Annotated in this window: 22 protein-coding genes; 7 read left to right on the forward strand and 15 right to left on the reverse strand. The window is 66.5% G+C overall.

The window, feature by feature from the left end:
• Positions 1 to 49 precede the first annotated feature (49 nt).
• Positions 50 to 910, forward strand: a complete 861-nt coding sequence (locus LRS03_RS02195; protein WP_257823654.1) for a LysR family transcriptional regulator — start codon at positions 50 to 52, stop codon at positions 908 to 910.
• Here LRS03_RS02195 and LRS03_RS02200 read toward each other — a convergent pair.
• A complete protein-coding gene (locus tag LRS03_RS02200; RefSeq protein WP_257823655.1) occupies positions 903 to 2300 on the reverse strand; it encodes a diguanylate cyclase in 1398 nt (465 codons plus the stop codon). The genes LRS03_RS02195 and LRS03_RS02200 overlap by 8 nt on opposite strands.
• A 243-nt stretch (positions 2301 to 2543) precedes the next feature.
• Between LRS03_RS02200 and LRS03_RS02205 the strand changes: the two genes are divergently transcribed.
• Positions 2544 to 2999: a cache domain-containing protein gene (locus LRS03_RS02205; RefSeq protein WP_257823656.1), complete on the forward strand. Its 456-nt coding sequence runs from the start codon at positions 2544 to 2546 to the stop codon at positions 2997 to 2999.
• A 271-nt stretch (positions 3000 to 3270) separates the two neighbouring features.
• Here LRS03_RS02205 and LRS03_RS02210 read toward each other — a convergent pair whose 3' ends face one another.
• The 10 genes from LRS03_RS02210 to LRS03_RS02255 form a co-directional block, all read right to left on the reverse strand.
• Entirely contained in the window at positions 3271 to 3912 is a 642-nt protein-coding gene (locus LRS03_RS02210) for a response regulator transcription factor (protein WP_257823657.1), read from the reverse strand.
• Positions 3913 to 4054: 142 nt separating this feature from the next.
• Positions 4055 to 4780: an ABC transporter substrate-binding protein gene (locus tag LRS03_RS02215; RefSeq protein WP_257823658.1), complete on the reverse strand. Its 726-nt coding sequence runs from the start codon at positions 4778 to 4780 to the stop codon at positions 4055 to 4057.
• Positions 4708 to 5259 (reverse strand): ABC transporter substrate-binding protein, encoded by a 552-nt coding sequence (locus LRS03_RS02220; protein WP_257823659.1) that lies wholly within the window; start codon positions 5257 to 5259, stop codon positions 4708 to 4710. The genes LRS03_RS02215 and LRS03_RS02220 overlap by 73 nt, the downstream gene beginning before the upstream one ends.
• A 261-nt stretch (positions 5260 to 5520) precedes the next feature.
• Positions 5521 to 6144, reverse strand: a complete 624-nt coding sequence (locus tag LRS03_RS02225) for a response regulator transcription factor (protein WP_257823660.1) — start codon at positions 6142 to 6144, stop codon at positions 5521 to 5523.
• Positions 6141 to 7538: a cache domain-containing protein gene (locus tag LRS03_RS02230; protein ID WP_257823661.1), complete on the reverse strand. Its 1398-nt coding sequence runs from the start codon at positions 7536 to 7538 to the stop codon at positions 6141 to 6143. Before LRS03_RS02230 ends, LRS03_RS02225 begins: the two co-directional genes overlap by 4 nt.
• Before the next feature lie 120 nt (positions 7539 to 7658).
• A complete protein-coding gene (locus LRS03_RS02235) occupies positions 7659 to 9278 on the reverse strand; it encodes a methyl-accepting chemotaxis protein (protein ID WP_257823662.1) in 1620 nt (539 codons plus the stop codon).
• A 42-nt stretch (positions 9279 to 9320) separates the two neighbouring features.
• Positions 9321 to 9782 carry a cache domain-containing protein gene (locus LRS03_RS02240; RefSeq protein WP_257823663.1) on the reverse strand — a complete coding sequence of 154 codons (462 nt, stop codon included), beginning with the start codon at positions 9780 to 9782 and terminating at the stop codon, positions 9321 to 9323.
• A gap of 172 nt (positions 9783 to 9954) precedes the next feature.
• Positions 9955 to 10500: an RBBP9/YdeN family alpha/beta hydrolase gene (locus LRS03_RS02245; RefSeq protein WP_257823664.1), complete on the reverse strand. Its 546-nt coding sequence runs from the start codon at positions 10498 to 10500 to the stop codon at positions 9955 to 9957.
• 91 nt (positions 10501 to 10591) lie between these two features.
• Positions 10592 to 11062 (reverse strand): LuxR C-terminal-related transcriptional regulator, encoded by a 471-nt coding sequence (locus LRS03_RS02250; protein WP_257823665.1) that lies wholly within the window; start codon positions 11060 to 11062, stop codon positions 10592 to 10594.
• Between the two features lie 315 nt (positions 11063 to 11377).
• Positions 11378 to 11845, reverse strand: coding sequence for a DUF2262 domain-containing protein (locus tag LRS03_RS02255; RefSeq protein ID WP_257823666.1), 468 nt, complete (start codon positions 11843 to 11845; stop codon positions 11378 to 11380).
• A 95-nt stretch (positions 11846 to 11940) separates the two neighbouring features.
• Here LRS03_RS02255 and LRS03_RS02260 point away from each other — a divergent pair, with 95 nt between their 5' ends.
• The gene (locus LRS03_RS02260; protein ID WP_257829367.1) at positions 11941 to 12960 is read left to right on the forward strand and encodes an IS30 family transposase; all 1020 of its coding nucleotides are present in this window, start codon (positions 11941 to 11943) and stop codon (positions 12958 to 12960) included.
• 45 nt (positions 12961 to 13005) lie between these two features.
• On the opposite strand, the gene LRS03_RS02265 is transcribed toward LRS03_RS02260, so the two are convergent.
• Positions 13006 to 13521: an ankyrin repeat domain-containing protein gene (locus LRS03_RS02265; protein ID WP_257823667.1), complete on the reverse strand. Its 516-nt coding sequence runs from the start codon at positions 13519 to 13521 to the stop codon at positions 13006 to 13008.
• A gap of 234 nt (positions 13522 to 13755) precedes the next feature.
• On the opposite strand from LRS03_RS02265, the gene rlmB reads away from it, so the two are divergent.
• The 4 genes from rlmB to LRS03_RS02285 all read left to right on the forward strand — a co-directional run bounded on the left by rlmB (position 13756) and on the right by LRS03_RS02285 (position 16563).
• The gene (gene rlmB, locus LRS03_RS02270) at positions 13756 to 14502 is read left to right on the forward strand and encodes a 23S rRNA (guanosine(2251)-2'-O)-methyltransferase RlmB (protein WP_257823668.1); all 747 of its coding nucleotides are present in this window, start codon (positions 13756 to 13758) and stop codon (positions 14500 to 14502) included.
• Positions 14499 to 15260: an SIR2 family NAD-dependent protein deacylase gene (locus LRS03_RS02275; RefSeq protein ID WP_257823669.1), complete on the forward strand. Its 762-nt coding sequence runs from the start codon at positions 14499 to 14501 to the stop codon at positions 15258 to 15260. The genes rlmB and LRS03_RS02275 overlap by 4 nt, the downstream gene beginning before the upstream one ends.
• A 12-nt stretch (positions 15261 to 15272) precedes the next feature.
• Positions 15273 to 15899, forward strand: a complete 627-nt coding sequence (gene upp, locus LRS03_RS02280; RefSeq protein ID WP_257823670.1) for a uracil phosphoribosyltransferase — start codon at positions 15273 to 15275, stop codon at positions 15897 to 15899.
• 202 nt (positions 15900 to 16101) lie between these two features.
• Complete coding sequence (locus tag LRS03_RS02285) at positions 16102 to 16563, forward strand: DUF302 domain-containing protein (RefSeq protein WP_257823671.1); 462 nt, start codon at positions 16102 to 16104, stop codon at positions 16561 to 16563.
• Positions 16564 to 16576: 13 nt separating this feature from the next.
• Here LRS03_RS02285 and LRS03_RS02290 read toward each other — a convergent pair whose 3' ends face one another.
• Genes LRS03_RS02290 through xylB form a run of 3 tightly spaced genes read right to left on the reverse strand, consistent with a single transcriptional unit; the run spans position 16577 to position 21025 of the window.
• Positions 16577 to 18220 carry a glycoside hydrolase family 43 protein gene (locus LRS03_RS02290; RefSeq protein WP_257823672.1) on the reverse strand — a complete coding sequence of 548 codons (1644 nt, stop codon included), beginning with the start codon at positions 18218 to 18220 and terminating at the stop codon, positions 16577 to 16579.
• Between the two features lie 2 nt (positions 18221 to 18222).
• Complete coding sequence (gene xylA / locus LRS03_RS02295) at positions 18223 to 19536, reverse strand: xylose isomerase (protein ID WP_257823673.1); 1314 nt, start codon at positions 19534 to 19536, stop codon at positions 18223 to 18225.
• Positions 19537 to 19558: 22 nt separating this feature from the next.
• Entirely contained in the window at positions 19559 to 21025 is a 1467-nt protein-coding gene (xylB, locus tag LRS03_RS02300) for a xylulokinase (RefSeq protein WP_257823674.1), read from the reverse strand.
• Positions 21026 to 21032: the final 7 nt, after the last annotated feature.

The following is a 21032-nucleotide window of genomic DNA, read 5'->3' on the forward strand; positions in this document are numbered from 1 at the left end:
AAGCAGAAAAATCCGTTGACATCTTCCGGCGCTGCAGGATGATCAAACCATGCGTGGACTCGACATCGATCAATTGAGAACCTTCGTCGCGATCTGCGACTACGGAAGCCTCTCTGCAGCATCGCCACATCTGTGCCTGTCGACGTCGGCGGTCAGTGAGCAGGTGGCCAAGCTGGAGCAGCGCCTCGGCCTGTCTCTGCTGACCCGCGGCAAGACCGGCGCGATGCCGACCGCTCAGGGACGCCGGCTCTTGCGCCACGCGAGAGACCTTCTTGCGCTGAGCGAGGCTGCGGTTCGAGACCTGACCGAGGAACCTCTGGCAGGAGAGGTGTGCCTCGCCGTGACCGACTATTTCCGGCCCGCCTCGATCACCCAGCTGCTTCAGCGGCTTCGCCGCGATTACCCCAGCTTGCGGCTCAATGTGATGGTCGCCAAGAGCGCGTGGATCGATGCCAGCGAGCCGAGCGCCGAGTTCGACATCGGCCTGTCGATGCGGCTGGCGGGCTCGCGCATCGCGACCGACAGTGCCGAAACCTTGCTGCGTCGCGAGCGCCTGGTGTGGGTCGGCGCCGACCGCGATGCCGGCCGCGAGCGGCCGCTGCCGGTGCTGGCGCTGCCGGCTGGTTGTGCGCTGCAGGCCTTCACCGTCCGCACGCTGGAGCGTCACCGGGTGCCGTACCGACTGGCCCACTCCGCATCGGGCGTGGCCGGCCTCCACCTGGCCATCTCGGCGGGTCTGGGCGTGGCTTGCCTGAACGAATCGAGCGTCGGGCCGGGCATGGTCCGCCTGAGCGCCTCTTCGGGCCTGCCGGCCCTCCAGGAGGTCGAGTTCCATCTGCTGCCGCCGCGACGCGGCGAGTCGCCGCTCGTGCACAAGGTGCGCGAAACCCTGCGCGACCTCTTCAGGTAGCGACTGCGGCGTCCTCGGCCCGGGCCCCGCGCGACACACTCATGCCGGCGTTCATCGCGGCGAGCTTGGGGTCGCTCGTCAACCATCGCAGCACGTCGTCGAATCGCGTGTCGGACTTGGCCGAGAGCCCCACCCAGCCGTTGCGCCCGTCGCGCTTGGCCATGTAGAGCGCCTGGTCGGCGATCTCCACGATCTTGTGCCAGTCGAGGGCGTCGGGATGGTGCGGCAGGAAGGGCATGCTGGCATAGCCGACGGAGCAGGTCTTGTGGACCGTGAGCCCCGGGGCCAACGTGAAAGGCTGGTCAGCGACCGAGCAGCGGATGCGCTCTGCGATGCCGTCGGCCTCATTTCGACTGGTGCCCCGGGCGACCACCAGGAACTCCTCTCCGCCCCAGCGCACGAGGTAGTCGGACTCCCGGAAGATCTCGCTCAGCCTGACTTTCATCTCGGTGAGCACGGCGTCTCCGGCCGCATGACCGTAGGTGTCGTTCAGGTGCTTGAAGTGGTCGATGTCGACCATGAAGAACACCAGGTCGGCGTCCGGTGGCATCGGCTGGTCTGCGCTCTTTTGCCACGCGTGATGGCGGCGCAGGCACAGGCTGATGTCGGCATCGAGCTGCTGCTCCAGGAAGCGGCGATTGCGAAGGCCGGTCAAGGGGTCGGTCAGGCTCGCTTCCTCGATGGCCTGGTAGGCCTGCTTCAGCGCCTGGTTCTTCTGTCTGAAGTCGGCATGCATGGCACTGGCCATCAACCATGCCGTGGCGACGGCAGTGGCCAGCGCGAGCCCGAGGCTCAGGCTGATGGTCAGCAGGTTGCGCGAGGCGAGCGCGCGTGCATCGGTCACGGCTTGCGATGACAGGGCACGCTCGTGGGCGATCAACCCGTCGACCGCCGCATGGAGGCGCTTGTACGTGCCCTCGATGATGGTCATGTAGAAGACGGCGTTGCCCAGCATCCCGGTCTTGATTTCCAGCGCGTCGGTCGCGCTGCGCCGGTAGATGGCGAACTCGCGGGACATGATCTCCAGTTGCGCGCGTTCGGCCGCGTCGAGTGTGCGGTCCTTGAGCGCTTCCTGGATCGCTTGCTGGTAGTCGAGCATGTGGCGGCCGATGCGGTTGTCGAGTTCTTCGATGTTGACCGCCTTGAACCCCGCTCCTTCCCAGGCGAGGCTCTGGTTGACGAGGATGTGGATGGAGCGCAGTTGCTGGTCGAGTTCGGCGGCGCGGATGATGCGCGGCACACGCACCTCGCCCAGCCCCACCAGGGAGCTGCTGAGGCTGTTGTTGGCCGCATAGCCGATGAAGCCCACCGCCACCAGGCAGGCGATGGCGCACAAAGGCGCCAGGGCCACCTTGAGCTTGAACGATGCGCCTTTGATCCAACCGAACATCTTCACTCCACATTTCGGCAGACACGCGGCGCACCGTGGTCCGTCAGTTTGGATGTCGGTCGGGTGGCCGCAAGCTTGAGGCGGCGGTGTGGATTCGCGGCAATTTCACCCGCTGCGGTCGGGCTGGATTCAAGTCGATCGGCGCCTGGCCGATATGGAATGCATCAGCCGGGTTCTCGCCCGGGCTGCGTCGAACGCCAGGCCCAGTCCATGTTGCCGCACCGCATGCATCGCCACACAGCCTTGAAAGTTCTGCTCGTCGCCTGCGCGGGCGTGATCGCCGGCCCCGCCGGGGCGACCGAACGCCGCGCCACGCCGAAGGAGGCCCAGGCGATGGTGAAGCGGGCGGTGGAGATGATCCGCAAGGAAGGCAAGGACAAGGCCTACGCCGCCATCACCGACAAGCGTGGCGGCTTCGTCGTCGGCGACCTGTACATCACGGTGTGGGGCATGGACGGCGTGGTCCGCGCCCACGGGGCCAACGCCAACATGGTGGGCAAGAACCTCTACGACCTGCGAGACATCGACGGCAAGCCCTTCATCGAAGAGCGCCTGAAGATGGCCAGTGCCAAAGAGAAGTTCTGGCAGGAATACAAGTACACGCATCCCCGTACCGGCAAGATCGAGCCCAAGCGCATGTACTGCGAGAAGTGGCTCGACACCGTTGTCTGCGGCGGGGTGTATCTCTACCCCTCGTGACGCCGCGCTCGCCCGTTCGACCGGCGCAACCCCTACGAACCCCCTTGCGTGGTCCTACCGACGGTCGGTAGGCGGTGGCACCGTGGCGCGCGACAGCGGACCTCGGAACAATGCGCCTGTCGCTGATGGCGCAGTGGTCCTCAGGCCCGAATGACTTCGCGGGTCTCCAGTCCTGCAGTGAACTAGACCAGGAAGTGCTGCGAGGACGGTTCGCGCGGGTTCCCACGGGACCCGCGTTTTTTTTGCCCGGCGCCGTGCGCCGCGCCGCGGCTCAAGGTGCGTCCTGCACTTCTGCTTCCGGGCTTCGCAGGGCGAGCTGGTGGCAGTTCTCGACGGCGTGCCGGATCAAGAGCGTCTGGCTTGCGATTCGCAGCTTGCGCCGCAGGTTGCGCTGGTGGGTTTCGATGGTGCGGATGCGGATGCCCATCTCTTCGGCGATCTCCTTTCCCGACTTGCCTTTCGCAAGCTGGCTCAGGAGCTGGCTCTCGCGGTACGACAAGGTGGGCCTGGGCGTGGTCTTGCGCCCTGACTTCGCGCGCATCGACTCGCTCAGGTAGTGCTCTCCGCAGGCCACCCGCTCGATGGCGTGCGTCAACACGCAGGGGGCCTCGGCCTTCAGAACGAAGCCGCGCACGCCCGCCCGCATGGCGCGGTGGACCAGCTCCATGTCGGCGAAGGCGCTGTACATGACGACCCCGAGGGTTGGATTCGCCTGCAAAAGGTTGCTGACCGAATCGATCCCTGCGCCCCGCAGCTGCAGGTCGATCAGCACGACATCGGGGCGCAGGCAGGTGGTGAGCAGTGGCAGCTCGTGTGCGTCGGTGGCTTCTCCGACAACCTCCACCACACCGGTGGCCGAGAGGTAGGCCGTGATGCCGTCGCGCACCACGGGATGCCCGTCCGCGACGAGCACTCGTACGCAATGTCTTCTCATGTTCGTCCCCGTCACGGCATGCGACGCGATGCCGTCCGCGGCATTCTTCGCGCAGGCCTTGAAGCGCGCATCCGCGATAGCCACCGAAGGCCGTCCGCAGCTTTGCTGACGGCGCCAGTGCTCAATCGATCTTGCGTCGGATGTAGCCGGCCCGCTTGGCGTCTTCGCTGTAGTAGTACTCGATCTGGCCCTTGCGCCAGACGCCGAGGAACAGCATGTTCTCGGTGAACGCTTCGTGATCGTCGTTCGAGAAGGGGTTGTGGTACGTCGTCACGACGCCCTGGTACGGGCGGCCCAGGTTCTCCAGCGCCGCCTTGATCGCGGCACTGTCGGTGTCGCCCTTGGTGACGAAGAGTGCACGCAACATCAGGTTGACGGCGTCGTAGCTCTGCGCGGCGGCCATGAGCGAGCCGATCCGGCGCTCGTTGCTGTGCTTGTAGTAGCGCGCGAAGAAGGATGCACGCCGCTCGTTGAGCACGTTGTGGACGATGGTCTGGACCATCATCGTGCCTTCCAGCGCGCTGGGCCCTGCGTTCTCGAGCACGCTGCGGAACGACAGCGGCCACGGGGCGAAGTAGGGCGTGTTCATGCCGGCTTCGAGCCGGCTCTTGACCGCAACGGCCTGCTCGGGCCCGACGGTGTACGACACGATCGCATCTGCGCCGGCGGCCTTGGCGGCACGCATCTCTTCGGTCAGGCTCTTGACGCCGAGCGGAAAGCGCGCCACGTAGACCGGCTCCAGCTTGCGTTTGGCCAGCTCGGCGGTCAGGTCCTTCAGGCCGCCTTCGCCGTAGCCGGTGTTGTCGGCAAAGATGGCGATGCGGGTGAACTTGCGGCGGTCGGCCATCTCGGAGACCAGGAACTTCGAGTTGGCGAGGTCCGGGGGGCCACGCGGAAGATGTAGCTGCTTTGTGCCGGGTAGGTCTTGGTCAGCGCCGTGCCCTGGGAGCAGGGGACCATCAGCACGTGGGCGTTCTTCTGGAACACTTCCAGCGACTTCATGGCCACGCCGGTGTTGCAGAAGCCGATGGTGAAGTGGACCTTCTCCTTGAGCACCAGATCCTGCGAGGCCGCGAAGCCGGTTGCCGGGTCTGCCTTGTCGTCGCGGACCACCAGCTCGAACTTGCGTCCCATGAAGCCGCCGACCTCGTTGATCTCGTTGATCGCGAGCTCTGCGCCGTAGCGCGCGCTGATGCCGAAGTCGCTTGATCCACCGGTCAACGGTGCGATGAAGCCGATGCGTACCGTCTGGGCCAGGGCGGTCACAGAAGAGAGCATCAGGGTGCTGGCGGCCGCGGCGGCGGCAATGCAGGGGAACAGTCTCATCGAAGTCTCCTAGTCGGCAAGAACGTGAACTTCACCGTGGCTCGCTGTCGGAGCCATCGGTGGCGTTTCTCCACCTGGGTGCTTGGGGCACCTCTTGCCTCTTTGAGAGTTCGTCGAGGCATGCGACGCAGTATCAGTAACAGGTGGTTGCCGGGCAACGTAGGTGCCACGCAAATCGGCTGCGTAGAACCACGCAAAGGCCCTGCGGGAGCGTGCCGAACTGCGCAGATCGATCAGCTGTTACACCTGCGCGTCGCATGGCTACATCCGAAAGCGCTCGACCGCGAACTTGATGAGTTCGGCCTGGCCGTCGATGTTGAGCTTGCGCTTGATGCTCTGTCGATGGGACTCGACGGTGCGCACGCTGATGTTGAGCTGCTTGGCGATGTGCTTGCTCGACAGGCCTCGTGCGAGCAGCGACAGGATCTCCTGTTCGCGCATCGACAAGGTCCGCTCCGGGCTCTTGGGCGAGAACAGCCCATCGGCGATCGCCGGGCTCAGGAAGGTGCCGCCCGCGGCCACCGAATGGATGGCGCTCACGATCTGCGACGACGGCGAATCCTTCAGCACGTAGCCGCGTGCACCGGCCTGCATGGCCTGCGCCACGTACTCCGGGTTGTCGTACATGCTCAGGATGAGCACCGCCACCTTGGGGAAGCGCTGCGCCACGATGCGGGTCAGCTCGATCCCGTTGACGGCCTTCATGCCGATGTCCATCAGCACGATGTGGGGCTGGAGCACCTCCAGCAGCTTCAACGCCTCTTCGGCGTCGGAGGCTTCCGCGATCACCTCGAACTCTGAAACGGTGGACAGACGCGCCTTCAAGCCCTCGCGCACAAGGGGATGGTCGTCCACGATGAATAGCCGGATCGTTGTCTCGCTCACTGCTCGTCCTCGACGGTTTCTCTTATCTTGTTCAGTGCACTCAGCGACACGCGGCAGTCGACGGCGGTATAGCCCGGGCGAGACGAGATCTCGCACGAACCGCCGACGGATTGCAGTCGCTCGCGCATGTTGCGCAGTCCGATGCCCTGGCTCGGGTGCTGCTGGACGGCGTGGGTGTCGAACCCCGTGCCATCGTCACGCACCGACAGGCGCACGCCGCCATCGGCGAACGCCAGCAGCACCTCCAGGTGCGTGGCGTAGGCGTGCTTGCTCGCGTTGGTCACCGCTTCCTGGGCGACCCGGAAGAGCACGGTCTTCACGTCGACGGGCAGGTCGAACGGTTCGCCTTCGACGACCATCGAGCACTCCATTCCGCCGAGGTTGTTGAACTCTTCCACCAGGTGCCGCAGCGCCGCCACGATGCCCAGCGTGTCGAGCATCAGCGGGCGCAGGCGGTGGGAGATCCGCCGCACTTCCGTGAGCGCGTCGTTGAGCCTGACCACGGCTTTCGAGAAGGGGCGGGGCGGCGGGGTGCCTTCGGCTTCGAGCTGCTCGATGCCCGACTCGAGCATCAGCTTCGCGGAGACGAGCGTCTGGCTCGTGCCGTCGTGCAGCTCGCGTGACAGGTGGGCCCGTTCGTCCTCCTGCGACTGCACCACCTGATGGGCGAGCAGGCGCAGCTTGCCGTAGGCGATCTTGTGCTCGCTGACGTTGAGGATGGTGCCGCACACGCCGATCACCGCGATGCCCAGCAGCGCGATGCCGGCCATCAGGAGCAGGGTTTCGGCGATCGAGGCCGTGACCTGCCGATCCAGCTCGCGCAGCGTCGCGTCGATGTCGTCGAGGTACAGACCGGTGCCGAACATCCATTGCCACCGTTCGAGACCCACCACGTAGCCGAGCTTGGGCGTCACGGTGCGGGTCGACGGCTTCTGCCACATGTAGCGCACGAAGCCGCCGCCTTCCTTGGCCTTGGCGATGAGTTCCTGGATGACGAGCAGTCCGCTCGGATCGCGCATCTGCCAGAGGTCCTTGCCGACGAGTTCCTTTTGCCGGGCGTGCATCAGGTTCTTCCCGTTCATGTCGTAGAGGAAGAAGTAGCCGTCCTGGCCATAGTCGAGTGCCGCCAGCGCGCGCATGGCCTCCTGCCGCACCACCTCATCGTCGCGGCCGGACTCGTACAGCGGCTGGATGGTGCTGATGGCCAGCTGCACGTAGTGCCGGAGCTCCGCACGCTTTGACTGCATGTACGCCTCTTCGACGAGTGCGCGCTGTCGAAGTGCGAGCGTGTGTTCCTGGCTGCGAACGGTGAGCCCGATCAGGATGATCGACGCGAGGAGCGGGATGATCGCCAGGAGCACGACCTTCGTCTTGAGGGGCATCACCGAGGTCATGGCCATTTCCTCCAGGAGTGCCTGCCGCGGAGTGAGGCAGGACTGCGCGCCAGACGGCAGAACGCGAATGCGGCCCAGCTGGGGGCCGCATTCGCCTGGGCACGGGTGCGCTCGCTCATCTCATACGGTGACGGCCTCGCCGGACAGCCGCACCGCCTCGCCGTTTGCCGCTGGAGCCTGGGCATCGGCCGTGTGAAAGACCGCGATGGCGGCCATCAGCTCGTGGCTCTGGACCCTCAGCGATTCGGCCGAGCCGCTGGCCTCTTGCACCATGGCCGCGTTCTGCTGGGTCGAGTGATCCAGCTCACTGACCGACAGGCTGATCTGCTCGATGCCGGCGGCCTGCTCGGCGCTGGCCGAGGAGATCTCCTTGACCACGACCGACACGCGCTCGATCGAGTCGACGATCTGCCCCATGGCGCTTCCTGCGGTGCGCACCTTGTCGGCCCCGTCGCCGATCTTCGCCACCGAGCTGCCGATGAGTTCACGAATCTCCTTGGCGGCCTTGGCGCTGCGCTGTGCGAGCGTGCGCACCTCGTCGGCCACGACGGCGAAGCCTCGCCCGAGGTCGCCCGCCCGTGCCGCTTCGACCGACGCGTTGAGCGCCAGGATGTTGGTCTGGAACGCAATGCCATCGATGACGCCCACGATCTCGCTGATGCGGGTCGACTGCGCGCTGATCTCTTCGATGCTCGCGACGGCGGCCTTGACCACATCGCCACCGTCACGGGCAAACCGGGCGGCCTGCTGGGCCATCGTGTCAGCCTCCTTGGCGTTGGCGGCGCTCATCTGCACCGATGCCGTGATCTGCTCGATGGAGGCGGCCGTTTCCGCCAGGGCCGAGCCGGCCTGCTCGGTACGTGCCGCGAGGTTCTTGTTGCCGTGTGCGATCTCGTCCGACACGGAATTGATCGCACCCGCTGCGCCGCGGATGCCGCCGACGATCCGGTTGAGCGAGTTGGTCACCTCGCACAGCGCCCCCAGCAGGCGGCCCGTCTCGTCGGAAGATGGCTCGACCGCGGGCGTCTGCAGGTTCCCCTGCGCAACGGCCGACGCGATGTTCGAGGCCTGGACCAGCGGCGTCACGATGAGGCGCCAGCACCACCAGGTGGCCAGGCCCGACAGGCCGACGGCCACAAGGACCGTGACCACCGTGGCGATCTGGTTGCCCGCCGCCACCTGCTCGGCCGATGCCACGGTCGATGCGGTGAGGTCGCGCTGCGCGGAGACCAGGTTGTCGATCAACTGGTTGAGCTGCTTGAAGCTCGACTCCGTGAGGGTGATCAAGCCGGAGGCCGCTCCGAGGCCGGTCGACTTGACGTCCAGTGTGTCGGCGGCGCTCTTGCGGAACTTGGCGAACTCGGCGTCGATGCCCTTCCAGATGCTGCGGTCCTTCTCGGACCAGAAGGCGCTCGCCTGCTGGTCCGCGATGAACTTGCCCAGCCCTTCGAAGTCGGCCGCGATTTCCTTGTCGAGTGTCGCGATGGTCGCGGCCTTGACGCCGGCGCCTTCCCACACCAGGCTGCGGTTGAGCTTGGCGTTGAGCGCGGAGATGCGCCGCTCCAGCTCGCCGGCCGCGGCCAGGCCGGGCATGCGCGCCTTGTGGATCTCGGAGAGGGCGCGCGACCCGTTCAAGCTGCCCCACAGGCCCACCGCCGCCACGACGATGACGCACAGGATGGCAAACACCGGGGCCACGGCCACTTTCACGCCAATGCTGGCATTGCGCAGAAGTTTCATGCGGATGTCTCCAATGCCCGGTGCCGCGGTGGGCGCGTCGGGTCAGCGATAGATGCCTACGCCGACCCAGCCGTCGAAGTTCGAGAGCTTGCGCACGTAGGTGGACTTGTCTTCGAGCTTCTTCGTCTGCGGATGCGGCCACGAATAGTCGACCCAGCCTTCGCCCTTCGTGGTCGCCGTCTTGGTGAGTTCGGCCACCACCATCACGCCATTCGGGTCCTTCATCTCGATCAGGTTCTTGCCGATGAGCTTCTCGTTGGCACCGTGGCCGACGACGTTCCCCTTGTTGTCATAGGCCATGACGTACAGGTCCTTCTTCTTCCACGCCGCATCGCTGGTGAAGTCCTTGAAGGCCTTTTCCGGGCCCACCTTCTTCACGTGCTCGACGGCTGCGTCCACCATGGCTTTCGCATCTTCCTTCGAACTCTGGGCGAGTGCAAAGGCGTGTGACCCGTACAAGCCCAGCGCGAGCACGGTCGAAAGGAACAAGCGCTTCTGATTCATAACGATCTCCTTAGGTGAATCAACGGCTGACAATTCGCTTATCGGTGATCAGCCGCCTGGCTTGATCTCCGGCCGGTGGATTTCCGTACAAGTACCGAAAGCCATCGGCACAGCGGCGTGAAAAAGCGCACGGTGGCGAGCCTGCCTCGTGACGCCGGGGGGACAGCGGAGGCTAGGTCACGAGTTGCATGTCCACGAGATTCCACAGCAGGTTGAGGCCTTCGTCCCAGGTGTGGCGTGTTCCGGGACGGGTTTCGTGGGAGATGGACCCCACCAGCACGAGGGTCGCGTCCCAGTCGTTCGCATGGGCGATCGCGTGCTGGTAGTCGCCATCAGTTTCGGCCGCCACCATCAGAGTGTGGAAGGGCAACGCCTTCCGCGGCACCGGGAGGAAACCCGTGGCCTGCGCCGGAATGCGGCCGGTGGCGTCGACGTCGGGGACGGAGATCAACATCGCCGCGTCGATGCAGCGGTGGGTCGTTGCTGCCCAGTGCGCCACCGCCAGGCAGCCCAGCCCGTGCGCGACCAGGGAGGTGCGTGGCCCGGCGCTGGCCACCGCGTCTTCGATGCCACGAACCCAGGCCTTGCAGGTGGGGTCGCGGGGGTCGTGCTCGGCGAACCGCATGGCGTCCGGGTGATTCGAACGCCAGTGCTCAAGCCAGTGGTCCTTGCCGGCACCGCCGTAGTCCGGAACGATCACGATCTTCGGTCTGTGCATGCCGCTCCCTGGGTCATGTGCGTGCGCACGGCAACGCCGTTCAGTGGTGCGCGAAGTGTCGGCACAGATGCACGGAGCGACTACCGTCGCACTACGCAGGCGCTCTGCGCAGCAGCACGTACTCGTTAGCCTGAGGGTCGGGCGTCGGCAGCGCCGTCTCGCTGCCGTGCTCGACGGCGAACCTGATCATCGCGGCCTGTGTCTTCAGGTTGAGTTTCTTCTTGATGTTCTGCCGGTGCGATTCGATCGTGCGAAGGCTCAGCTGCAACTGCTGGGCGATCAGCTTGCTGGGAACACCCTGGCCGACGAGCGCGAGGATCTCGCGCTCCCGCCGCGACAATGAGTGGAGGGTCGGGGCCGCCTGGAACGACGCGCCCGAGATGCCGGCGCCGATGCACATGCCGCCGGCGGCCACGATCATCACCGCTTCCAGCAGTTGAGCGGTGGGTGCATCCTTGAGCATGAAGCCCTTGGCGCCGGCCTTCATCGCCTGTGCCGCGAGGGCGGGCGCGCTGTCCCAGCTCAACACCAGCATCGCAGCCGGCTGGATCTGCCGCACCACGTCTTGAAGCGCGAGGGTGCCGAGCTTCCTCCGGGCCGATGTCGGTGATCAGGACCTCCATGCCATCGTGGGGTGTCCGCAGCATCTGCTCCAGCGAACCCGCGTCACCGATCACCTGGAACGCGGGAGACATGCAGAGCCGTGCACGGAGGGCCTCTCGGACCAGGCTTCGCCGGTCCACCACGAACACGCGGGTTGTGGGTACGTTCATGCCCATGGGTCGGCTGTTGGAAGCTGATCGCAGGTCGGCATCTTGAACTCTGGTTTCCATGGACGAGATGGGCTGAACCCTGATGGACGACGGGCCAACATGCCCTAGTGATACAGGTCGACAAAGGGGGCTTCGAAGGCCGCCCCTTCGAACGCCGTGACCATCACGCTCGCGCCCCGAGGCACGTCGCCGCATTCGTATTGGAGCGACGAGGTGTCGTGCCCGGTCACCTCGATGGAGGTGAGCTTGAAACTGCCGGCGAATTCGCGCGAACCCGGCCCCGAGCGCTGGAGGGTGGCGCTCAGAGTCGCAGGGTTCGGCGCGCCGTCGCCGGCCCGCCAGGTGACGTGGTACGAACTGAACGACTCGTCGGCAATCAGGCGAAGGCATTTCTTGTCCAGGCGCGCGAGGTCGCCCGCGATCTTTCGCGCCAGCTCCAGCGACGAGGTTTCCGTCGAGCCGTCGAGATCGATGTGGATCCTGATGTCGCGGCCTTCGTAGAGCACCAGTCCTTCGAATCCGAGCGGTGTCGGCACGAGCAAGCCGGGGAAGTTGGTCGCTGTCTGTCTCATGGCGCGGATCCTAGGGCTTGCCCCGCACTTTGCGTGTTATGGCCTTTGGCAGTCTCAGATTTGAAGTGCAACACCCGTACCTTAAGGTGCTGCACATGGGAACTCAATACAGCCATCTCACAGAAGCCAATCGGCTTGCTCTAGACGCCCTGCTCATCCTGGGCCACAGCCAGCGCTCCGCCGCTAGAGTATTGGGCGTCAGCCCGTCCACCGTCTCTCGCGAGGTCAAGCGTGCCAAGGTCTACGGATTCGATCGCTACGTCGCACTCTTCGGCCAGCGTGCCTGTGTCGCCGCTCGCAAGCGAGCTGGCCGGCTGCGCCGCAAGCTGTGCCCCTCTGGGAGTAGTCGCCTGTGGCGCTTGGTCAAGGCCGGCATGCGCCTGCGCCTGTCTCCGCAGCAGATCGCCGGCAGGCTCAAGATCATGAAACACCCTGACTACGTCTCCCACGAGACCATCTATTGCGCCATCTACGCCCAGCCTCGTGGCACATTGCGCACGGAGCTGATCAAGATGCTTCGCAGGAGCCGGGCTGGCCGCATGCCCCGAGCCCGAGGCTCCAAGCGAACCACCTTGCCCAATATGACTTCCATCGCCCTGCGCCCGCCCGAGGTCGCCGCCCGCATCACGCCTGGGCACTGGGAGGGCGATCTCATGAAGGGCGCTCGCAACGCCTCTGCCATCGGCACCCTCGTGGAGCGCATCAGTCGTCGCGTCATGCTGGTCAAGCTCGATGACTTCGGCTCCACTTCTGTGCTCGAGGGCTTCACCAAGCGGCTACGTCGCTTGCCGCCCAGCCTGCGCAAGACCCTCACCTATGACCAAGGCAGCGAGATGGCTCAGCACGAAACGCTGGCCAAGCGGCTGCACATGGACATCTTCTTCTGTGACCCGCACAGCCCATGGCAGCGCGGATCCAACGAAAACGCCAATGGCCTCATCCGCGAGTACCTGCCCAAAGGCATGGATCTGAGCACCGTCACTCAGGCTCAGCTCACCGCCATCGAGAACTCCCTGAACAACAGGCCTCGCGCTATCCTCGGCTTCCTCACCCCCAACGAAGTCTTCGATCAACTCCAGCTCAACCACATCGCTGGTGTTGCGCTTCAAGCTTGAGACCGCCTTTACGGTGGGATGAGCGCGTATGCCGGCTGCGTATGACTACGCAGCCTGTTCGTCCCGCTGCGAAGGCCACCGGGCACCGAAGCGGCGCAGCAGGGTGCTCAGGCCGTCGTAGCCGTTTTTCTCGGCCAGCGACAGGGCGTTGTGCCCACACGCGGTTTTGCGATGAAGGTCGGCGCCGCCGGCGATCAGGGCGGTGACGGTTGCGCTGTGGCCGTTGATGGCAGCGTGCATCAGGGGCGAGTACTGGAAGGGACTCTCGGTCAGGTCGAGGTGCGCGCCGGCCTCGATCAGCAGCTCGACGATCTCGTGATGTCCCATGCAGGCCGCCCAGCCGAGCGCCGTTTCGCCGCCGTGGCGGTCGAGGAGGTCCAGCGCAGCGCCCCGGTCGACGAGGAGCCGGCAGGCGTGCCGGTGTCCGGCGGCTGCGGCCGCGATCAAGGGGGTGCGCCCGGCGCTCTCGTCCGCGCCATCGATGTCTGCGCCGGCGGCGATCCACCGGTCGAGCGCCTCGACGTCGCCCGCGGCGGCGGCTTCCAGCAGGGCCTTGATCATGTCGACGGACCGGCCGACAGGGCGACGTTCTCGTCGCTGCAGTCTTCGACGGCTTGAACCTGGCATCAGAAGTCCGCGATATCCGTGAGAGGCGCCTTCGCCCGGTGGACCCGCCATGCGGTCTGCCGCGATGCTAGCGGCCTCACACCCTGCAGCGTGTTCGGACTTTCTCCTGCGTAGTGCCACGACCCTGCGGGTCGTAGGACCGCGGCGCGGCACGGATACCATCGCCGCATGACCAGCAAGACTTCGATTCTGTTCGGCTTCCACGCCGTCACGGTGCGCCTGAAGACGGCCGCTTCCTCGATCAGCGAGATCCATGTCGACGCGACGCGGCGCGACCAGCGCATGCGCCAGTTCGTCGAGCGCGCCACGGAGGCCGGCGTGCGCATCATCGAGAGCGACGACGACCGGCTGCACAAGCTCTGCGGCACCCATCGCCATCAGGGTGTGGTGGCACGCGTGAGCGTGGTGGCGAAGAGCCACTCGCTCGATGACACGCTCGACGCGGTGGAAGGCCCGCCGCTCTTGCTGGTGCTCGACGGCATCACCGACCCGCACAACCTCGGCGCCTGCCTGCGCGTGGCCGACGGCGCCGGTGCCCATGCGGTGATCGCGCCCAAGGACCACGCGGTCGGCATCAACGCGACGGTCGCCAAGGTGGCGAGCGGTGCGGCCGAGACGGTGCCGTACTTCATGGTCACCAACCTTGCGCGCACGCTCGGTGAGTTGAAGGAGCGCGACATCCGCGTCATCGGCACGTCGGATGCGGCCGAGAAGTCGCTCTACGACATCGACCTCAGTGGCCCGGTGGCGCTGGTGCTCGGCGCCGAGGGCACCGGCATGCGCCAGCTCACCGGCAAGACCTGCGACGAGCTGGTGCGCCTGCCGATGAAGGGGGCGGTGGAAAGCCTCAACGTCTCGGTGGCGTCCGGCGTGTGCCTGTACGAAGCGCTTCGCCAGCGCGAAGCGAAGGCATGAACGACGAGCCTGCGCCCCTGCTTCGCGAGGCGCGTGCGCTCGTGCACGGCGCAGGCACGCTCGCGGTGCTGACCGGTGCGGGCATGTCGGCCGAGAGCGGCATCGCCACCTTCCGCGATGCGCAGACGGGCCTCTGGGCGAAGTTCGACCCGGCACAGCTCGCCAGCCCCGAGGGCTTCCGCGCCAACCCCTCGCTGGTGTGGGACTGGTATGCCTCACGCCGCAAAGGCGTGCAGCGCGCGCAGCCCAATGCCGGACACGTGGCGCTTGCGCAATTCGAGAAGGCGCATCGTGGCCGCGTGACGGTCGTGACGCAGAACGTCGACGACCTTCACCAGCGCGCGGGAAGCCGCGACGTGATCCGTCTGCACGGCGACATCCTGCAAGACCTCTGGCTCGACGCCGGCCGCTGCCGGCCGTGCGACATGAGCCGCGTCGAGCCCGGCAGTCCGCCGCGCTGCATCGCCTGCGGAAACATGCTGCGCCCCGGCGTGGTGTGGTTCGGCGAGATGCTGCCGGCCGAGGCGCTCTCGCGGGCCGAGCTGCTGGCGCGCAGTTGCGATGCGATGCTCGTCGTTGGCACCTCGGGCGCCGTCTACCCGGCTGCGGGCCTGGCCCACATCGCCCGGCGAGCCGGCGCCAAGGTCATCATCGTGAACCCTGAGCCGAGCGAGATCGACGACGAGGCCCACCTGCTGCTGCGCGGCACTGCGGCGCGGATCTTGCCTTCGTTGCTGCAATCCGGGCCAACCGTCTAGAGAGAGAAGCTCATGCCTGTCATCGACGTCAAGCACCCCCTCGTGAAGCACAAGATCGGCCTGCTGCGCGAGGCCGACATCTCCACCAAGAAGTTCCGCGAGCTGACGCACGAGCTGGCGCGACTGCTGGCCTATGAGGCGACTGCCGATTTCCCGCTGGAGAAGACGACCATCGAATGCTGGAGCGGCCCGGTCGAGATCGACCAGGTGAAGGGCCGCAAGGTCACCGTGGTGCCCATCCTGCGCGCGGGGCTTGGCATGGTCGACGGCGTGCTCGACATGATCCCGAGCGCCAAGATCAGCGTGGTGGGGCTCTCGCGCAACCACGAGACGCTGCAGCCGGAGCACTACTTCGAGAAGTTCGTCGGCCATCTCGATGAGCGCACCGCGCTCATCGTCGACCCCATGCTCGCGACCGCCGGATCGATGATCGCGACCATCGATCTGCTCAAGCGACGCGGCTGCACCGACGTGCGCGCCCTCGTGCTGGTGGCCGCACCCGAGGGCATTGCCGCGCTGCAAAAATCGCATCCCGATGTGCGCTGCTGGACGGCCGCGGTCGACAGCCACCTCAATGAGTTGGGCTACATCATCCCCGGCCTCGGTGACGCAGGCGACAAGATCTTCGGCACGAAATGACCCGCAAGCCCCCACGGAAGCTGAGGGGTCAACGTGTTGTCACACATCGGCGTCAGGCTTCGGGAACGCATGCCGCAGTGCGTCATCACATGACTGCGGGAAGCACCCGAGTGCTTTTACGTTTCTTCGCTTTGCAGTGCCTTGACCGACGGTTTGAAGCAGTCGTAACGTCGGCGCTCCCGAGCGCAAAAGGAGCTTTCTGATGAAGAAACCGTTTCGCTTCTGGATGACCAGCGGTGTCGCGATCATGGTCGCAGCAGTCAGTGGTGGCAGAAGTTTTGCAAGCGACGACGAGCGCCTCAAGCTCACGAAGGTCAGCCGCTTTGGCGTCTCCGAAACGGTTCAACGCATCGAGGCCAGTGCGCAGCGCCACGGTATGCATGTGCTGGCCTGCCTGCCGCAGACGCTCAACGAGCTGACAGGTGAGTCGCGCTACATGCTGGTGCTCGAGTCGTCCCAGGGCGGCACGCCGGTGGTGATGGCCAGCGAAGGCGCGAAGCCCAACCTCCTGCTCACGGTCTACCTGAAGCAGGCCCCGACCGGGGGCACGGAAGTCTTTCTCGCGCAAGACGTGCTGCGCGACCCACCCGAGGGCATGTCCGCCCAGCTGCAGAGCGACCTCGCCGGCCTGCCGGCGATGGTCGACGAGGCGCTTGCAGCTTGAGCCTTGCCTCGGGTCAACCCGGCACGTAGTCGAAATACCCGAAGTCGGCGTGCAGGTCTGAGCCGCTCAGGTCCTGGCAGGCGAGGCCGATGTAGTTGCCGGTGAAGCCGAAGCTGCGCGGGAAGCCTTCCTCGAACCGCGTGGCGTGTTCGTCCGACAGGATGGCCGCACGCAGCGTCTCGCCAATGGGTCGCCAGTCGCCTTCGGCCAGCGCGTACGAGAAGCGCAGGGCCTCGCCTTCGAAATGCAGCTTGAGCCACACGCGCTTGGCCTCGCCGACCGCGATGGGCGCTGCGGCTTCGCGCAGCTTGCCGTGGTCGTTGACCGACAGGCGCAGCACACGCCCGCCGCGCTCGTCGTCGTGCGTGAGGTGCAGGTAGGCGTGGTTCTGGGTGTTGTAGTAGGCGACAAGACCCGCCATCTGCTGGAACACCACCGGCTCGAACTCGACCACCGTCTCCGCTTCGCAATCGAAGTGCTGCTGACGCCGCGCGATGAGGCTCTGGTCGAAGGTCGACATCAGCGAGCAGCGGCCGACCAGGCGCAGGTGGCCAGGCCGTGCGCCGAGCGACAGCCAGCTCGCATCGGCCGGTTCGCGCAGCGTGTTCCAGTGGCCGCTCAAGGTGGTGGAGGAGAAGTCGTCGCGCACCGGCTCTCGTTCCACCGGCGCGGCCGGGAGCCTGGGCGCGGGTACGTCGGTGCGCGGTGCGTTGTCGCCGTGCGCAAGGCGCGGCCAACCGTCGGCGGTCCACTCGATGCGCTGCAGGGCGGTCTCGCGGCCGAGGTTGCAGTGCAGGCCTTCGTAGGCCTCGGGCGGCGAGGCGGGCGGGTGCTCGCGCCATTCCAGTGGTCGGCCGCACAGGTGAGCCATGTACCACTCGCCCTCTGGCGTGTCGACGAGGCTTGCATGGCCGGCGCGCTGCAGGCCCGCGGGTGACTTGCGCCACGCGGTGAGCAGCGGGTGATGTGGGCTCAGCTCGTAGGGCCCATCGATGCTGCGCGAGCGCGCGATCGTCACCGCGTGTTCGTAGAAGGTGCCGCCCTCGGCCGTGAGCAGCACGTACCAGCCATCGCGCTTGTAGAGGTGCGGGCCTTCGACCACGCCGAGCGAGGTGCCGGGGAAGATGTTCTTCACCGGGCCGGTGACGCAGCGGCGGTCGTGGTCGTACTCCTGCAGCAGGATGCCGTGGAAGGCGTTGTGCCCAGGCCGGTGGTCCCACTGCATGCTGAGCACCCAGCTGCGGCCATCGTCGTCGTGGAACATCGAGGCGTCGAAGCCACGGCTGTGCAGGTAGACCGGCTCTGACCACGGGCCGCTCGGGTGCGGTGCCGTCACCACGTAGTTCGGCGTGTCCTTGTAAGCGCCGAGCTTGCTGCGCACGTTGGTGAACACCATGTAGAACAACCCGCCGCGGTAGCTCAGGCAAGGTGCCCAGATGCCGGCCGAGTCGGGGTTGCCGCGCATGTCGAGCTGGCTCTTGCGCGTCAACGCATATGACAGATGCTGCCAATGCACCAGGTCGCGCGAGTGGTGGATGCGCACGGCGGGCCACCATTCGAAGGTGGAGGTCGCGATGTAGAAATCGCGGCCCACGCGCAGAATCGACGGGTCAGGGTGGAAGCCCGGCAAGACCGGGTTCTGGATCGTGGTGCTCATGTTCAGACGAACTTGTTGAACCAGTTCTCCAGCGCCTCCTGGCGGCCGGAGCGTGGGGCGACGTCGGTGTTGCGGTGGAGCGTGCGCTGCGCGAGCGCGGCGAGGTCGAACTTGCCTTCGTGGATCTCGCGGCCCAGTGGCTCGTCCCAGCCGGCGTAGCGCTCGGCGACGGCGCGGGCGTGGCCGCCGTCCTGGATCATCTTCTCGGCGATCAGCAGCGCACGGGCCGCCACGTCCATGCCGCCGATGTGGCCGTGGAAGAGGTCTTCCGCATCGAGCGACTGGCGGCGCACCTTGGCATCGAAGTTCAGGCCGCCGCTCGAGAAGCCGCCAGCCTGCAGGATGTAGTACAGCGCGAGCGCGGTGTCGGGGACGTTGTTGGGGAACTGGTCGGTGTCCCAGCCGCACTGCATGTCACCGCGGTTCATGTCGAGCGAGCCGAAGATGCCGAGCGTGAGCGCCGTCACGATCTCATGCTCGAAGCTGTGGCCGGCGAGCGTGGCGTGGTTGGCCTCGATGTTCACCTTGACCTCCTTCTCCAGCCCGTACTGCTTGAGGAAGCCGAACACGGTGGCGACGTCGAAGTCGTACTGGTGCTTGGTCGGCTCGCGCGGCTTGGGCTCGATGAGGATGGGGCCGTCGAGCCCGATCTTGTGCTTGTGGTCGACCGCCATCGACAGGAAGCGGCCGAGCTGCGCGAGCTCGCGCTTCATGTCGGTGTTGATGAGCGTCTCGTAGCCTTCGCGACCGCCCCACATCACGTAGTTGGCGCCGTCGAGCTTCTTGGTCGCGTCCATCGCCTCCTTCACCTGCAGCGCGGCCATCGCGAATATTTCGGGGTCGGGGTTGGTCGCGGCGCCGCTCATGAAGCGGCGGTGGCTGAAGAGGTTGGCCGTGCCCCACAGCAGCTTCATGCCGGTGCGCTGCTGGTGCTCGCCCAGCACGTCGACCATGCGGCGCAGACGGTCCACGCTCTCGCGCGGCGTGGCGCCCTCGGGGGCGATGTCGCGGTCGTGGAAGCAGTAGTAGGGCACCCCGAGCTTGGTGAAGAACTCGAAGGCCACATCGGCCTTGGCACGGGCGGCCTCCATCGGGTCGGCCATGTGGTGCCACGGGCGCTCGAAGCTGCCGTCGTAGCCGAAGACGTCGAAGCCGTTCCAGCAGAAGGTGTGCCAGTAGCAGGCGGCGAAGCGCAGGTGGTCTTCCATGCGCTTGCCGAGCACGACGCGGTCCTTGTCGTACCAGCGGAATGCGAGGGGGTTGGTGCTGTGCTCGCCCTCGTAGCGGACGGGGGCGATGTTCTTCAGGTAGCTCATCGGTACTTCTCCAGAGAAGGGTTCAACCCACGAAAAGATCGCGGGTGGCGGCATAGAGGCCGCGGAATCGTTGGTGCCGCGCGAAGAGCGCAGCGGTGCGTGAGGCGTGTGGCGTGAAGCTCTGACGCAGCGCAGGTGGGCGGCACACCTCGGCCTCGTTACCGCCATCGGCCAGCCACGCGAGGCGTGCCGCGCCGAGCGCGCCGCCGGCTTCGCCGCCGTCGACGGTGTGCACTTCGACGCCCAGCACGTCGGCATGCAGCTGCGCCCACATCGTGCTGCGGGCACCACCGCCGACGAGCGCCAGCGAGTTCACGTCGGTGCCGGCCGCACGCAGCGCATCGAGCCCGTCTCGCAGGCCGAAGGCCACGCCTTCGAGCACGGCGTGGCACAGCGCCCGCGCGTCGGTGTCGTGGTTCAGGCCGAAGAACACGCCGCGTGCCTTGGCATCGTTGTGCGGCGTGCGCTCGCCCGAGAGGTAGGGCAGGAAGATGGGGGCGGCATCCCGCTCGGCGTCGCTCAAGGTCTCGGTGCGCGTGAGCAGCGAGGCCTCGTTCTCGGCGCCGACGAGCTGCGTGACCCAGTGCAGGCATGACGCGGCCGACAGCATCACCGCCATCTGGTGCCAGCGATCGGGCAGCGCGTGGCAGAAGGCGTGCACGGCCGAGGCCGGGTTGGGGCGGAAGCGGTCGTTGACGACGAAGAGCACGCCGCTCGTGCCAAGCGACAGGAAGCCGTCACCCGGTTTCACGGCGCCGATGCCGACGGCGCTTGCGGCGTTGTCACTGCCGCCACCCGCCACGACCACCGAGGTCGGCAAGCCCCACGCACCGGCGATCTCGGGCGAGAGGCGTGCCGACACGGCGCTGCCCTCCACCAGCTCGGGCATGTGCGCGCGGGTGAGTCCGGTGACGGCGAGCAGCTCGTCGGACCACGCCCGCCTGGCCACGTCGAGCCACAGCGTCCCCGCCGCGTCCGACATCTCGCTCACGAACGCTCCCGTCATGCGAAAGCGCAGGTAGTCCTTGGGCAGCAGCACCTTGGCCACACGCTCGAAGACGGCCGGCTCGTGCTCGCGCACCCATGCGAGCTTGGGCGCGGTGAAGCCCGGCATCGCCAGGTTGCCGGCGATCTGCGGCAGGGTGGGAAGGGCCCTCGTGAGGCCCTCGCACTGCTGCGCAGATCGCACGTCGTTCCAGAGGATCGCCGGCCGCAATACCTCGCCGATCGCATCGAGCAGCACCGCCCCGTGCATCTGGCCCGAGAGCCCGATGGCACGCACCGCGCTCCAGGCCTGCGGCGCCCGCTGGCGCAGCTGGGTCACCGCCGACTGGGTGGCGGCCCACCAGTCGGCCGGCGCCTGCTCGCTCCAGCCCGGGTGCGGCCGCGAGATGCCGAGCTTCACGCCGGCCTGCGCGACGATGCTGCCGCTCGTGGCGAGCAGCACGAGCTTGACCTCCGAGGTGCCGAGGTCGATGCCGAGGTACATGCGCTAC

Source organism: Rhizobacter sp. J219 (assembly GCF_024700055.1).
In the GTDB taxonomy this organism is placed as follows: domain Bacteria; phylum Pseudomonadota; class Gammaproteobacteria; order Burkholderiales; family Burkholderiaceae_C; genus Rhizobacter.